Annotated in this window: 11 protein-coding genes and 3 pseudogenes; 4 read left to right on the top strand and 10 right to left on the bottom strand. The window is 58.8% G+C overall.

The features are described 5' to 3' along the window. Window positions 1-70 precede the first annotated feature (70 nt). On the top strand, window positions 71-688 hold the full coding sequence (locus HCN58_RS35340) for a hypothetical protein (protein ID WP_210266046.1): 618 nt from the start codon (window positions 71-73) through the stop codon (window positions 686-688). 124 nt (window positions 689-812) lie between these two features. On the opposite strand, the gene HCN58_RS18680 is transcribed toward HCN58_RS35340, so the two are convergent. Then, complete coding sequence (locus tag HCN58_RS18680) at window positions 813-1,865, bottom strand: KamA family radical SAM protein (RefSeq protein WP_171580828.1); 1,053 nt, start codon at window positions 1,863-1,865, stop codon at window positions 813-815. A 718-nt stretch (window positions 1,866-2,583) separates the two neighbouring features. Here HCN58_RS18680 and HCN58_RS35970 point away from each other — a divergent pair. Both HCN58_RS35970 and HCN58_RS37815 read left to right on the top strand, forming a co-directional pair. Further along, a pseudogene (locus HCN58_RS35970) lies at window positions 2,584-2,818 on the top strand (transposase); the annotation flags it as partial. 17 nt (window positions 2,819-2,835) lie between these two features. Next, a pseudogene (locus HCN58_RS37815) lies at window positions 2,836-2,995 on the top strand (ATP-binding protein); the annotation flags it as partial. Between the two features lie 217 nt (window positions 2,996-3,212). On the opposite strand, the pseudogene HCN58_RS37810 reads toward HCN58_RS37815, so the two are convergent. The 8 genes and pseudogenes from HCN58_RS37810 to HCN58_RS18655 form a co-directional block, all read right to left on the bottom strand. Next, window positions 3,213-3,302: pseudogene (locus tag HCN58_RS37810) on the bottom strand (helix-turn-helix domain-containing protein); the annotation flags it as partial. Window positions 3,303-3,709: 407 nt separating this feature from the next. After that, window positions 3,710-3,868 carry a hypothetical protein gene (locus tag HCN58_RS35330; RefSeq protein WP_210266045.1) on the bottom strand — a complete coding sequence of 53 codons (159 nt, stop codon included), beginning with the start codon at window positions 3,866-3,868 and terminating at the stop codon, window positions 3,710-3,712. Beyond that, window positions 3,865-4,185, bottom strand: a complete 321-nt coding sequence (locus HCN58_RS35325; RefSeq protein WP_210266044.1) for a recombinase zinc ribbon domain-containing protein — start codon at window positions 4,183-4,185, stop codon at window positions 3,865-3,867. The genes HCN58_RS35330 and HCN58_RS35325 overlap by 4 nt, the downstream gene beginning before the upstream one ends. Then, complete coding sequence (locus tag HCN58_RS35955; protein ID WP_311966832.1) at window positions 4,163-4,471, bottom strand: recombinase family protein; 309 nt, start codon at window positions 4,469-4,471, stop codon at window positions 4,163-4,165. The genes HCN58_RS35325 and HCN58_RS35955 overlap by 23 nt, the downstream gene beginning before the upstream one ends. Window positions 4,472-4,621: 150 nt before the next feature. Further along, window positions 4,622-5,125 carry a recombinase family protein gene (locus tag HCN58_RS35950; RefSeq protein WP_311966831.1) on the bottom strand — a complete coding sequence of 168 codons (504 nt, stop codon included), beginning with the start codon at window positions 5,123-5,125 and terminating at the stop codon, window positions 4,622-4,624. Next, a complete protein-coding gene (locus HCN58_RS18670; RefSeq protein ID WP_171580827.1) occupies window positions 5,106-5,294 on the bottom strand; it encodes a hypothetical protein in 189 nt (62 codons plus the stop codon). Before HCN58_RS18670 ends, HCN58_RS35950 begins: the two co-directional genes overlap by 20 nt. Window positions 5,295-7,009: 1,715 nt before the next feature. After that, entirely contained in the window at window positions 7,010-8,848 is a 1,839-nt protein-coding gene (locus HCN58_RS18660) for an ABC transporter ATP-binding protein (protein WP_171580825.1), read from the bottom strand. Between the two features lie 594 nt (window positions 8,849-9,442). Continuing rightward, the gene (locus HCN58_RS18655) at window positions 9,443-10,630 is read right to left on the bottom strand and encodes a TlpA disulfide reductase family protein (protein WP_171580824.1); all 1,188 of its coding nucleotides are present in this window, start codon (window positions 10,628-10,630) and stop codon (window positions 9,443-9,445) included. 3,114 nt (window positions 10,631-13,744) lie between these two features. Here HCN58_RS18655 and HCN58_RS18650 point away from each other — a divergent pair. Beyond that, window positions 13,745-14,047 carry a hypothetical protein gene (locus tag HCN58_RS18650; RefSeq protein WP_171580823.1) on the top strand — a complete coding sequence of 101 codons (303 nt, stop codon included), beginning with the start codon at window positions 13,745-13,747 and terminating at the stop codon, window positions 14,045-14,047. Window position 14,048: 1 nt separating this feature from the next. Here the strand turns inward: HCN58_RS18650 and HCN58_RS18645 are convergent, their stop codons facing one another. Further along, a complete protein-coding gene (locus tag HCN58_RS18645) occupies window positions 14,049-14,216 on the bottom strand; it encodes a hypothetical protein (RefSeq protein WP_171580822.1) in 168 nt (55 codons plus the stop codon). Window positions 14,217-14,291 lie beyond the last annotated feature (75 nt).

The following is a 14,291-nucleotide window of genomic DNA, read 5'->3' as shown; positions in this document are numbered from 1 at the left end:
CGCGCCATGCCGGTCGAGGCGGCGTGGGCAGCGGCCAAGGCGGCCCGGTCCACCACTGCACGTCTTTTTCGTGCGCATCCGCGCCCGGCGCGGCCATCAGATTGCCGCGGTGGCCGTGGCTCTCAAGCTCACTGTGCTCTGCTGGCATTTGGTAGCCAAGTGCGAGGACTACCTGTGGACGCGCCCGGCGCTAGTCGCCAACAAGACCTGCGCGATGCAACTTCAAGCCGGACATCCGCAACAGAAGGGCTGCCAGCGCGGACCAGCCTATGCCTACAACATCAAGGCGCTGCGCGACCGCGAGATGTTGATTGCCGCCCACGCAGAGCGAAACTACGAACAGTTCGTGTCGCAATGGAAACCGCGGCGGCCAAAAACCAGCGCGCGAGCGCCTCAGCTCGGCAGGAACGCGTCACGCTTCGCCACCAGATCGCCCGTCGCGGCTGACGGCAAGTGCCAGCCAGGAATGCAGTCCCGTTCCACGCCAGCATGCCGCGGTGCTCGGGCCGATCAAGGCCAAGCCTTTGCGGTGGCCGCAAACGCGGCCAGCCTGAGGATCGGCCGCGCCTCCACCGATGGACGGCATTTGACCGTCCGCGAAACGGACGAGCAGTACGATTTGCGCCCCAGCGGCCATGCACTCGGCTCGCACATGCAAAGTGTCCTGGCCAGGCCACCGCCGCGTTAATCGCGTTCCTGCCGGCACGGAGGAATTCCAGCCCCGTTCCGTGGCGAGCGAGAAAGCCGCCACCGCCTCGGGACACTGCCGCTCCACGCGCTGTGAGTCGGTAATCCGTATTCCGTGCCCTTTCTCATCCTTCGGGCAAATCGTCCAACCAGCAGGCAGCCTCGACGTGCGGCCGGGAAAAGATCTTTCCGATCTTTTCGGGAACCTTGTTTTGATGATATCGCATATACACGCGGCCATCGTCTCTCAGGTCGAGGATCTCGATCTTTCCGGTGTAATGAGACATGATGTATTTGAATGTTTTTTGGATGCCGCTGAGACGTTGGTTGATGCCGCGCGTAATCTCTAATCCCCGGCGCAGTGGAACCTGAAAGTGCGATGCGCCCTTTACCGGCCTGCCCTGAAAAAGATAATACGGGCGCACTCCGACTTGGTGACATTTGGCGAAGGTCGCCGCCAAGATCTCGGGATCATCGTTGACCTTCGCGAGAAGGACGGACTGGTTGAGGAATTGCACGCCCTGTGCGCGCAAAGAGCGAATTTTGCGCTCCGCATCGACTGAAATTTCACCGATGTGATCGAAATGAGTAACGATTATTGCGGTCTTACCCGATTCATGGATTCGTCGGAACAAAGCCGGTAGAGCGGAATCCTTAAACCGCTTGGGCTCATAGGCCATCATTTTTGTGCCGAATCGAATTGAATCCAAATGTGCGATCGGCAACAGATGATCAAGAATCTTATTGAGCTTGGCGGTGCTGAGCACGAACGGGTCGCCTCCCGATAGCAGCACGTTCGTCATCTCAGGATGGCGGCCAATATATTGCGCAACCTGAGCGAAATCAGGTGCGATTTCTTCGGAATCCTTGCCGACAATGCGTTTGCGAAAGCAATAACGGCAATATGAAGCGCAACGGTCCGTTACCAGCAACAACCCGGTCTGGGCGTACTTGTGCTGGAGTCCGGGCACGACCGTGTTGTCGTGCTCGCCGCTCGTATCCAAACTGCCGGGACTCTCGAACTCCTTAACTGAGGGCTCCACAATGTATTTGAGCTGGTCGTAGTAACCACCGTCGGTAATCTGTTCGCGATAGAATTTTGTGACATGATAATGCGTGATGTTGTTGGCTTGCAGTTCACCCTCGGTAACGACGCGCGTCCCTTCGATGAATTTCATGACCTGTCCTGTAAAATGCAGCGGATTGACTACGCTTGTGATTGCTGCACCTTGCCATCGTGATGAGATGAGCTGCGTCCTAGCCGGTACGGCGAGCTACTTACTGATGGTACAGCATCAATAATGGATCGAAACCTACCTACTCTGGTGAGGAATATTGGTCTCGATATTTGATGGTGGCAAGTAGCAGCAATCAGCGGCGGCGGAGCATTCCTGAGCGTTAGCGGGGCCGATCGGCCGCGGCTTGCAGCAGATGACGTCGCCGATCCAGTCCGACGAGCTGGCCGCCCGCCAATCACCCACGATTTCGTTTGAGTCAATAGAGATCAGCGTCATGGCGCGAAAATCTGGCGCGTCGATGTGCGTTATCGGATGAGGACGTGCGCGGGCATATCCGCGCGGTGTACAACGCGCTGATGAGCGAGCGGACGCCAAGAACGAAAAGTGCTGGATTAAGCGTCGCCGCAAACTTGCGGCAAATTATCAGGCAATTTTGTCGGAGCATCGAGCCGCTGAGAAGGCGATCGTCGGCACGGAGCGTCTCAACGCCTCAAACGGAGAAAGAAGCTCGCACCAACGAAAAGGAGCTTTGCAGCGGGTCCGATCGTCGCGTCGGCATCGCGGGTCGATTCTTCCCAGAAACGCCTTGACGATGTGAAAGCGCACGGCGATCACCGCAAGTCGCAGGATTGCGGCAATCACGGTACTGCGCAGCGGCGGTTCGACTCAATGGATCTATGACAGCCTCTATTGCGCAAGCGAGAGCGAGAAATGGATCGAGCTGTACAAGAGCCAACTCATTCCAGTATACCAGTTGCCGCTTGGTCCTGGTCCGCCTAGTCCTCCTCACCGCCGCCTATTGGCTTGTGCTCATCGTACGTGAGAAGATGCCGAAACCTCGCGATCTCGCCAGCGCCGAGTACGTTAGGATCAGGCTCAAACTTCTCAAATTGCCGCCCGCCTCGTGATGCTGCTGTACGAGCGCGAGATCGCCCGCAAGGACGAGCGGCGCATCGAGATGTCCCTCAAACTAGCTCGCTTCCCGTTCGCTCGCGATCTTTCCCGGCTTCGACTTCTCGGCCCAGCCGTCGATAGATCCCAAGCAGGTACGCGAGCTTGCCGGCGCTCGCTAGATTGCCAACGGCGAGAACGTGCTGCTGCTTGGGCCACCCGAGTCCGATTCATACTGCCTACCTCGCCATGCCCATCATAGTTCAAGCTTTTTTGGCGCAGATCGCCAGACGACGGGCGCCGGACACGCCGCGCGGCGTTCCTGACCTCGGGGTGCTCCAGGTCAGGCGCCTTTATCACCCAGGGTGCGCCCTTGCACAGCTGGTGCGCGGGCAAGCTTCGCTCCGCGATCAGGCGGCGAACCGTCGATGGGCTGACCTTCAACACAGCAGCGGCTTCGTCCAGAGTGATTTTTCCTCTTTCCATGCGTTCGCCTTCCCGATAGGGCGCGATAGCTTGCTGGTTGCGCAAGTGGCGAACGCGGGCGCGGGTCCAGCTGTTACCCCGCCGCGTCGACTTGCCAGCTCGGTTGAGGACCGCCGCGATCGTGCCGTCGGGCATCTGGCGTGCCAGAACACGCACGAGATCGATCACATCTGCGGATGTGCTCCAGCGATGTTGGCCCGTGCGGTTTTTTCTGGTCTTTAGCGCTGTGTGATCGCCGCCCTGCCAGTGGATCACAAGCTCAATTGCCGCATCGCCGACGCGTACAACGACTTCATGGACTAAGGTTCGGATGATCCGCTTGCGCGTGGCAGGCATCGCGGCAGGACTGTTCCAGGCCCGCTCCAAATCGGAGCCAAGCGCGAGCAACCGCTCGCGATCTACCTCGCTCAGAGAGGACGCTCCGGCTTGGCCAACAGTGCACCGCGCTCTTCCTCGAGCGCGCGGGCGGCCAGCAGGCGTTCATTCCAACGTCGCTCCAGCTCGCCGGCGACCAGGCGATTGTCAGGATCGACAGCCTCATATCGCCGACGACCCCAAGTTGTCATAGCGCGCTTGCAAGAGCAAGTTCAAGTTGACTCAGCTTCTCGGCGTGCTCCCGGTCGCGGTCCTCCATGGCAGACAGCGCAGCCTGGACTCTGAGCGGCTGCAGGCGTGCGATGACTTCGGCGCTGATTGCGGCATCCACACGCAGGCCGCCGAATGAGATGCATGGCTCTCCGCCATGATCGATCCGGCTGCCGCGGCAATGGTAGCGCCCGACCTTGCTGTGCGTGCCGCTGTAGGCAACGTGAAGTTTACGACCGCAGTGACCGCAACGAAAGAGCCCCGCAAGAAGGGCCTCACCGCAGCGGAACCGAGCCACGACTCATGAAGCTCTTCCCATTGGCGTTATCGGTGATCAAACGCTGATTCCTCTCGAACTCCGCCCATATAATGTAGCTCTCATGGTGGTCCTTGATCAAAACCTCCCAGTTGCTGCGCTCCCGGCGGAAGCCCCGCACGATTCTCTTGCGGTCGGCCTCGATCGTCACCCGACTGCCAGAACGCCCGAAGGCGTACGTGCCAGCATAGATCGGATTGGTCAGGATGTGGCGTATCGTGTTGCAGACTGGTAACTTCCACTCGACGTGACGGCCCTTCGGGTCCACCGCTGACTGCAGGCAAGGCGATTCGCTCTTGCCGTAACCATAGGTGGACCTGGCGCAGCGTCTGCATCTCGGCGAACTTGGCGAACACGAGTCGAGCGCCCCCTGAATGCGTCGATTAGGACCCTTCGATCTGACCGTGGGAGACTTTGATCAGCCGATGGCAACGTTGAGGAAGAGCTCACCCCTGCGCGCCTTCTTTAAGGCCTCAAGCGAGCGCTGCCGAAAGATCGACAGCTCCATCTCGCTCATTGTGCCCTCCATGCCGAGCAGAAGGCGGTCATTCGGGTGGCGCGGATCGTAGACGCCATCCTCATCGACGATCAGCGTTCCAACGAGCCCGCAGAACTCCAGGAGCGTATGCCAGTCCCTGCCGTTGCGGGCCAGCCTAGAGGCCTCGATCGACACAGCGCCAACTCGCCCTTCGCAAATCCCAGTGAGTAGCTTTTCGAACCCGGGACGCGCGGTGCCGCCACCAGAGCGACCGAGATCATCGTCGATCACGATCACCTCGCTCCAGCCCAGCTGGCGCGCTCGATCGGCCAAGCCGTACTGGCGGCGCTGGCTCTCTTTGTTGTCGATAACCTGGTCGGCCGTCGACTGACGAATGTAGACGACGGCCTGGCGAGCAAGGTGCTCAGGCGTGATCTTGCTCACCGCTGTCCTCCCCGCTCACGTCGCGTGTCTCGGCCGCGCTGTCGGTGAGCGCTTCGGCCAGAAGCTCCTTTAAGGGCTCCAGCATTTGCTGGTGGGCTTCGATCGGAATGCTGCTGTATGTTGGAGGGCTCTCGAAAAGATCCCCCTGATGACGTGATGCGTCCGCCATGACCGCCTCCTCGCGAATGGGATGATTCCCTGGAAGGCTAAGACCGCATCAACGAGAACGCGCACCTCCAGCAGACGATCCACCGGAAGCCCCGGATCAGCTATCAATCGGAAGGAAGCGGCTGCGGGAGCCCTCATCCATGCCGGCAGAAGCGTTAACGTGGCATTAGGCTGTCTGATAACAAAATGCGTCTCATCGCCGAGCCGCTTGCAGGCGACAACAACGACTGACGCTCCGCATCGCGGAAGAAACGGGTAGAGGATCTCGATCTCCGATCCTACACACCCGGCATTATGACGCTGGTTCGCTTGGCGTTGGCAAGATACACTTGGCGGTCGCGCTCGGCCGCGAAGCGATCCTGGCTGGGCATTCCGTTCAGTCCAATCCGCCACAGCCACCGCAGTCTTTGCGCAGCTTGCCAGGAGAAGCGCAGCGGGCTGCTGCAGAAGCCCGTCGCGCGAGACACCAAATCGGAGAAGAAATCGTGACACAAGCCGCTCTCCCTGCAGCGCTATGAGGGGCGCGCGTCGCGAGCGGCTTGCTTCAGTTCCGGCAAAACAACCGGAGTCACTTCCTCATGTCGTCGCCGGGTCAAATCCGGATGTCGCTTGACAATCGGAGCTTGCTAAAGCTCCCCTGATCGGTATTCGGTTTATTCTCGGTCGAAGTGCCGGCCAGCCTGCGTGCCCTACTGGTCCTACGCGCTGCCCTGTGGCGTCTAAGAAAGCCTCGATGGGCCGCCTCGATCTGCCGGTTCTTCAGCCCCCACCAAAGCCCGGAACGCGGAAGCCGTTCTCCCGCGGGAACAGACACCGCTGTATTCAATTGCGTGAGCGGCGCGCCAGGCCACTACCGGTGGCGACCTGCGGCCGGCTTTCTTGCTCACGATCTGAACAGGACAGTGGACGATTGCCGAATGCGGCAGTTCCCGGTCAGCGTTTGCCGCAATCCATACTTCCATTTCTATGACGTGGTCGTCAGCTACGATCATCGGACCACAAATGATGGATCGTTTTCTACCGAACGGCCGGCAGCAGAATCCCGCACGCCGGAGCGACCGTGCCGCGTGTTAATGCATGTTTTGGTATCCGATCTTCCGATAATTGACCGCGACCAAGTGGGCTTGGTCATGGTCAACCAGATGCGGAAGGCTTCCAGATGCCATTCCAGCATCCAGGCGGGCTCTTTGTTTAAGATGAAGCGGACGGTATTGTCGGACTCGATAGCTGCCTCCCCGGCAGAGCCGGGGGGCCTCCCTTGGTAGGCTAGGTAGCCTTCCGCCTGCGGCTTTCACTTGGTGCGCGCCACGTTGCCACGACCAAAGATACTGAGCGGCACATCGCCTCGATAGCGATGCGCCGCACCACGCGATCTCGAACGCCGGATTCTTTGACGGCGTGACGCTCAGTCGCTCGGTTGTCCCAAATTGCAACTCGCCCGATTTCCAGATCCAGCACACGGTATTTTCCCGCGCCGTGAGGTAGGATTGAAGCCGCTCGAACACCTTTTGGCTGGCATAGTCTCTTTTCGCTTTGGTCATAACACTCGCCAGCAAGAAGGGCCGGTATGTCCGATTGTCCTTCCGACAGCCGCCCTATTCCCGCTTTAGAGATGCTCTCCCTCAAGACAATCCTACACCTTCGCGGTGAGTATCGAAGCGTGGCCGGACGACTGACAGGCGCGATGCCAATCAGCTGCAGCCAAGGTAAATAACCCTAACGCTGCGGGGATGCGGCCAGCCATGCTTTAGTCTGGCCTGCCGCCGAGACCTGACCGAACTCGGTGGCCTGCCGCTCGAACAGCCCGCGATAAACGCCGCCCGGCCGCGCGATCAGCGCGGCGTGGGTGCCCTGCTCGACGATCTCGCCGCGGTCGAACACCAGGATGCGATCGAGGCTGCGCACGGTCGACAACCGGTGTGCGATCACGATTGAGGTGCGTCCCTTCATCAGCCGCTCCATCGCCTGCTGGATCAGCGCCTCCGATTCCGAATCGAGGCTGGAGGTCGCCTCGTCCAGGATCAGGACCGGTGCGTTCGCAAGAAACGCGCGCGCGAGCGCGACACGCTGACGCTCGCCGCCCGACAGCTTGACGCCTCGTTCGCCCACCAGCGTGCCGTAGCCCTTCGGCAGGTGCAGGATGAAATTATGCGCATTTGCCAGCCGTGCCGCCTGCTCGATCGCAGCCATGCTGGCGCCGGGCCGGCCATAGGCGATGTTCTCCGCCAGCGAGCGGTGAAACAAAATCGGCTCCTGTTGCACGATCGCGATTTGGCTGCGCAGCGATTGCTGCGTCGCTTTCGCGATATCCTGGCCATCGATCAGGATACGGCCCCCAGAGACGTCATGGAGCCGCTGCACCAGCTTGACGAACGTGGTCTTCCCGGAGCCGGAACGGCCGACCAGACCGATCCGCTCGCCGGCTCGGATGTCAATCGATAATCCGTCGTAGAGCGGCGCGTGATGCCCGACATAAAGGAAAATTACTTCTTCGAACGTGATCCTTCCGCCCTGAATGTCGATCGGCTGGGCGTCAGGCGCATCGACAATGCCGATCGGCTCGCTATGAATGGTGACAAGCTCCTCCATGTCGTTCACCGAATGTTGCAGATTGTTGATGTGCATGCCGACGTCGCGCAAATAGGCGTGAATGATGTAGTAGCTCGTCAGCACGTAGGTGACGTCCCCCGGCGAGGCGCGCCCCGCTATCCAGAGCAGGACGGCGCCGCCGATCACGGAACCGCGAAAGCACAACAGCATCATGAGCTGCACTGTGCTGGTGGCGCTGTTGCGCAACCAGGTGCGCAGTACCCTCGCCCGCCAGCGGCTGACGACACCGGTAAGCCGAGCATCCTCGCGCGCCTCCGCGCCGAAGGATTTCACCACGGCATTGCAGGTGAGCGAGTCCGCCAACGTGCCGCCGAGCTTGGTGTCCCAGGCATTGGAGACGCGCGCCGCCGACGCGATATAGCCGATCGTGAATGCCATTGTTATCGCGACATAGATCACCGCGCCGAGGCCGATCACCCCGCCGAGGATCGGCCAACGCAGACCGAGCAGGATCATCGAGCCCACGAGCACCGCCAGCGACGGCAACAATGCCATCAGGATCGTGTTGTTGAGCAGGTCGAGGGCCCACATGCCGCGCGTGATCTTGCGCACGGTGGAGCCGGCGAAAGAGTTGGCGTGCCAGTCAGTCGAGAACCGCTGCACTCGCGTGAAGGCCTCGCGCGCCACATCCGACATCGTCTTCAGCGTGAACGGCACGATCGCCTGCAAGCCTGTCAACCGGAATATGATCGAGAGCAGGCCAAGCGCGAGGATGCCGCCGAAGGCGACGAACGCCGCCTGCCGTGCTGCTTGGTCCGACGGACCTGATGTCAGCGCGTCGACCAAATGGCCGGAATAGACCGGCATGAACAAGTCGGCCACCGTTGCCCCTAAGAAGCCGAGGAGGACGATCGCGACGCGGACGGGCTGCCTCAGCCAGTGACGGAACACGAACGGGATCACCACGCCAATTGCGGTGGGTGGTTTGTCATCTTTAACGATCATGGCGCCAGCAGTTTCTGCCACATGCGGCGTAAGACCCTTTTGATCCAGATGCGGTGTGCCGAATGCCTGGCGCGGCCGTCCGAGGCGACGCAATAATGCACGGAGTTTGGGGGCTGCGATCGAAATCTTCTGCCCATTTCCCCCTCTTTGCGTAAGCGTAGCTGAAGCGTTTCAAGCTTTGAGGGTTCCTCAAGCTGAGAGCATCGATCTGAGACATCGGCCAGCCCTGCGCGATCCGTTCGATAGTTACTGTGAGCCAGGCATGCGGATCGGCGTGGTTCATCGTCGCCCGTCTGCAGAAGCATGGTGATGGCTCGCGTAAGTCCGGCCGCCGCCATGGCTGTACGCAAGGATGCATTTTGGTGACGAAGGAGTCGTTCAACATTTTCGTGTAGACGTTAAGACCGTCAGAGTGTTTGCGTCATGGGATGACGGCGCGGCTTCACCTACAAGATCACGTCCGCCTCGATCCGGCCGGAGGTCATCGCAATTTGAACTCGAACCTGCGCAAACGATCCAGCGCTGTGCTCGATGATCTCTAGTTGCTAGTGGCCCGCCGGAGAAATGGACGAATTGGCCAATGAGCAATTCCGACTACGATCCTTTTTCATGCTTTCTCTTCCGGCGCCTGCGCTTTGATTCTTTCGGAAACCCGTCTTGCGGAGTCGCACAAAGAGGGCCGTGGCAAGCCTTCTCATCCTTGTAGTTGGCCAGCGCTTGGACCAACAGCGACATAACCTGCTGTTTCAGTTCGTCGGGGATAGGCTCAGGACGGTCCAGCGACTTCAGCGCCACCTCGACCAACTCGATCGCGCGATCCTTGTTGCCGCTCTCATAATAATATTGAGCGACCGCCCCATAGGACAGGAACTTGGAGCCCTCGGCGCGTTGCGGAGGATTCAGTGCCAGGATGTGTTCAGACAAGTTCTTACCCATCGCAAAGCGCTCGGCAGGCGGGAAGTGGGAGTTGTCATTCGCCGGATCGAAGAGTTGGCGCATCGCCCCGGCCATCCACAGCTCGGATTTCTTATCGATCGCATCGCGAACCAATTGGCGCATGACTGGCAAGCCGGTCTGCAAGTCGCGCATTTTGTGAAGCAACAGATCCGCATGGAGCGCGCGGAAGTTGACGTCGTCCGGCATCACAGCGACGGCCTCTTCGACCGCCGAAAGCGCCTTCGCCCAATCCTCCGCCTTCATCGCCGGCGTAAGTTTGGCGAAGATCGGCTCAGTCAACGCTCGCTTGCGCGTCATTTCGTGCATTGTGCGTTCGCCTTCGGCGATCCGCTCCGTATCGGCGGCTCTAGCTTCATCGCTGGTGCGCCAGCCGCCGTTAAGAATTTTTGGTAGAACGTCATGGAGTTGCGTCGGAAAACCGATAAAGGCGATGTGGCCGTCACGATCGACGACGAACGAGGTGGGAATCCCGACAGAAAAGCTCGGATCCATCCAAAGCTTGTTCATATTCCCTGTGTAGTCGAATCCGATCCGGTAGTTGAGATTCGAGAAGTTTTCGGTCAACCATGCGTCCAAGTTGCTTCGGGCCTCGTCCGCCGTTCGAGCTCGTTCGTAAGCTGCGACTCCGAGGACCTCAACTCCGCCGTCTTTGTATTTATCTTGCAGCTGCACCAGATGGGGCATCGCCGCCACACACGGTTTGCACCAAGTTGCCCAAAATTCGACGATGTACACTTTTCCGGGCTGGAAGCTCGTGAGGGGCTGGCCACGCAGCCAGTTCTCCACCTTGATCGGAGGAGCTGGGGACTCCATGCGCAGCACCATGTTGTTCTCCATAACTTTGCCAAACGTTGCGCGACTTTTTGCGCCAGCTTATCTCTCTTAGAACGGGGCACACGGGTTCAAAGGAAGGAGCATCGCTCGTTTTGCGCTCTGGATGCACTCAGCCCTGACTCAGTGTTGCTGGATCTCAACAGCAACAGCCGTGCCACCATTGTCAGCGCGCATTAAGCGCCTGACTACGCTTTGAAAAAACTCCACGGAGCCCAAGCCGGCCGGTGTTCTGAACCTGACGGGCTTTGTGCTGCTGTCAGGTGTTGGACACGAATTGCGCCCTTCGCGCTGCCAGAAAAGCCGGTTTGATGTTGTGAGTCACCGAACGAAAACTTGCTAACCCCTCTCCCTGCCCGACAGGATTAGAGGCGAGCGATGCTGTAGATCGGAGTCGAAAAGCCAAGGCCGTGGACCGGCGACGCGTGTTCCTATCTATGACGATGGAAACATTCGTGGGGCGCTGCAGTGGGTGCTGCTTATCGGAGCGCCTTAAAACTGCCAGTGCTCGCCATCGCGCCAAGCGGTTCCCGCACCACAAACTGGTACTCCGATCAGTTTTGCTGTCCAGTCGCGGGTACGAGGGTACCTGACACTCCTATCCCGTTCTAAAATCATTGCCTCCGCATCGAAAAATATATCGCCGCTCGCCTCGATGCGGGTCTATGAGGGCGTTCATCTCACAATTTTCTGACAGGAGACCCGGCTGGCCCCCACCCCGCTGGCCCCATGAACACTGTCGTCCTAGCGCAAGCCCTGCGGATCGCCATACCGCCGATCGTCGGCTTCATAGTGCAGACCATCGAGAACATGTCGATTGCTCCGCCTATAGTTCGAGAATAAACGTCTCGATCGATCCTGCGCGCTAGATTGTCCGTAGACAGGCCAGTTTCCCCTCTGTCAATCAAAGTCAGGCAACGGCAGGCGTCAGCGGCTTCTTGCTGACGGCACTTCGCGGCAAGCGCCTAGGTAGACCGCCTTAATTTCGTCTTGGTTGCGCAATTCGGTCGAAGCGCTGGATAGCCCGTTCACAAGAACGACCGCATGGTCGGAGCGTAGCGCGACCGTTCGACTACCGTTCAGCTACCAGGATCGAGAGGCCTGTTGAGCAGATTCCGGACGATTTTTTCCTCAAAAACACCTATTATCGAGTTATCGACAAACCAAGTGCCTCTTGGCTTTGATCCGTGAGTTCGGTGTTCTTTATTGCCCTGCGTGGGGCAGTGTTGGCTTAGCGGAGTCGATCATGCCCCCAACCCACCCCACCATCAAGTCGTCCGGAATTCGATTTTCAAGGATCGTCAGTTTTCTCTACGGATCGGCCGGGGACATCGCTTTCTTCATCACAATTCTATGTGCTATCGGTTTCGCGAGCGGCCTAGTCGTGCCGAAGATGATCGACACGGGCGGGCAGACGTGCATCGAATCGCGTGCCGTAGAAGGGCTCGATGGCTCTCTTTGCCATGCACCACAACGTCATGACGCGCAAGCGCTTCGAAGACTCCTGGACACAATAAGTGCCGAAGCGCATTAAACGACTTATGCGCTGCGAGCCTCATGCTGCTAATCTGGTAGTGGCTTCCGCCAGGCCGAGGAAGCTATCGCGCGGTGACGGCTGTGACAGTCTCATTCGTCGGCTGGATGGTCGTGTTCACAAGCGCGTTTCTGATCGATCATTTCGAATGTTCGGAATACATCAAGTAGCACCCGATCTCGCGAACCTCGCAAGCCAGCGCCGCAATTCGCACCCCGCTACACCACAGATTTGTGCGGCATCTCATCTATTCGGCTTCATCATCGCGTCTGAGCCGCGCCCGTCACGACGATCTCTGTTATTTGCAGCCGTGATGACGACTTACATCTTGCATCTTCTCAATCATCAAGCGGTCTTCTGCGGCTAACGCGGTCGTCGGCGCTAGAGCCTCTCGCGAAAGGCTGCGCCGCCGAGAGAACTGCCATTCCACCAAACCGTGCTGTGCGCCTGCCTTGGTTTCCTTCTCTGCCACCGCCAAAACCAACCGGTTCGCTGCACGGCGTCCATTCGCCCAATTGGAAGAACGATGGACTTCTCGAGGCCAACTCCTAGAGCTGCGCGAAGGTAGCAGATGGCCTTTTTCGGTCGAGACGAGTCCAGGATGTTCAGATCGCTGATCAAGAGCATGGGAAGGGTGTTGGAGGGACGGAAGAAGGCCTGGTCCCACTCGTGGAGCTCAAGTTCGAGGGGCTTCCGGGTGCGAGGAGACAGCGTCAAAGGCGTTCTTTTCCAAAATGATGCCGCTCAAAGCATAACTTTATCCCGGAGAATGTGTCGAGCGATCTCACGAGGGTCTGCAGACACTTGAGCGCGGTGAGTGCAGGACCAGTCGAGCCGCATTTCAAGCGCGGCAGGATGAGACGAGAAGGTTCTCAGCCTAAACAAATGATAATCTTAAAAGGTGCTTAGTCGACCTTGAAAGGATTGGCTGAGGCGGTTCAACTAGAAGCTAGACGGCACCTATCTCGGCGATTTCCTGATCGGGTCTGATCTGAGCCTCGCGCGCACTTGCGAGAAGGATACGATCCCCGCGCGATCAGATCCTTAGTCAGTTCGCCGAAATTCTGGACCCCTTTTGGATCGCCGAACTCGCCGCCGGCTCTCCGGAGCGGCTAAGGGCAACGCCGTCGACATGCCTAGGCTTACGGGAGAGGACCTCCGCAATGATGGCGCTCTGAGAACTCGATCGCTTCACCCGGGCGCGATCCGTCGTCAGACTGAGGCTGGCGCAGCATGTTTGCATGAGCGGATCGTCCGTATCGGGAATTGCTCTCACGAACCCGAACGAAAAGCATCCATCGCGTGGGCCAATAGTATGCCGATGCTCAAAAAAATAAGAGTCCCGACAAGAGCCGAATACATATGCCACCTCCATCGCTCACTTCCTTTGAACTGCGCGACCGCTTACACGTCAAATTATTTCCTGGGCACGAACTGGGATCGCAGCCAACTGATGAGTCTGAGCCACAGCGGGTAGCTGGCAACATGTGGAACGCAAAGGCAGAAGCTGTAAAACCCAGCTGTTCTGTTCAAACCGACGTGATAGGCGTAGCGCGGGTGACCGAAAAACGCGTGTGGCTAATGTGCAACGGATACTTGGTTTCTGCGCGGGAACGTCCGAAACGAACGCTCCGGCCCTTGAGATGGCTGTAGCATCTGCGCGCAAGAATTGGGGCGTCCGGATGAACTTTTCAAGCTCGAAAGATGAGAGCTTATTGTCTCTTTGGGAAAGTGTGCGGCGGCAAGTATTGGCCGGTCGCGCGAACGCCGGACGTTGCCGTTTTGTTGGTAACAATCTGCGCACCTATGCTGAATTGCTTCGTTCGGAAATGGACCGGCGGGAGCTGAAGTACACCCCGATTAATTGGTCTGAATAGGTCACTCCACGGCATACCGACGAAAGACCTGCAGAAGCACTTGAAAAAGCTCCGCACTGATGCAGCCGAATGAAAATTGATCAGCGATCTGGCGACTGGCGTGGAAAAACGAGAGCTGTTCGCAAGGCTTGCGGATCACTTGAGTGTTTTGGCGGCTGAGGTCGAGCATGCCATATCTGCGAAAGTATCCAGCACGGAGACGGAGCAAAGACGGGCGCACGATGTCCAAAAATCGGCTCTGGAT

This window comes from Bradyrhizobium australiense, from assembly GCF_013114825.1.
GTDB lineage: Bacteria > Pseudomonadota > Alphaproteobacteria > Rhizobiales > Xanthobacteraceae > Bradyrhizobium > Bradyrhizobium australiense.
The sequence above is the reverse complement of the archived record's forward strand: the minus strand, read 5'-3'. Positions and strand labels throughout refer to the sequence as shown.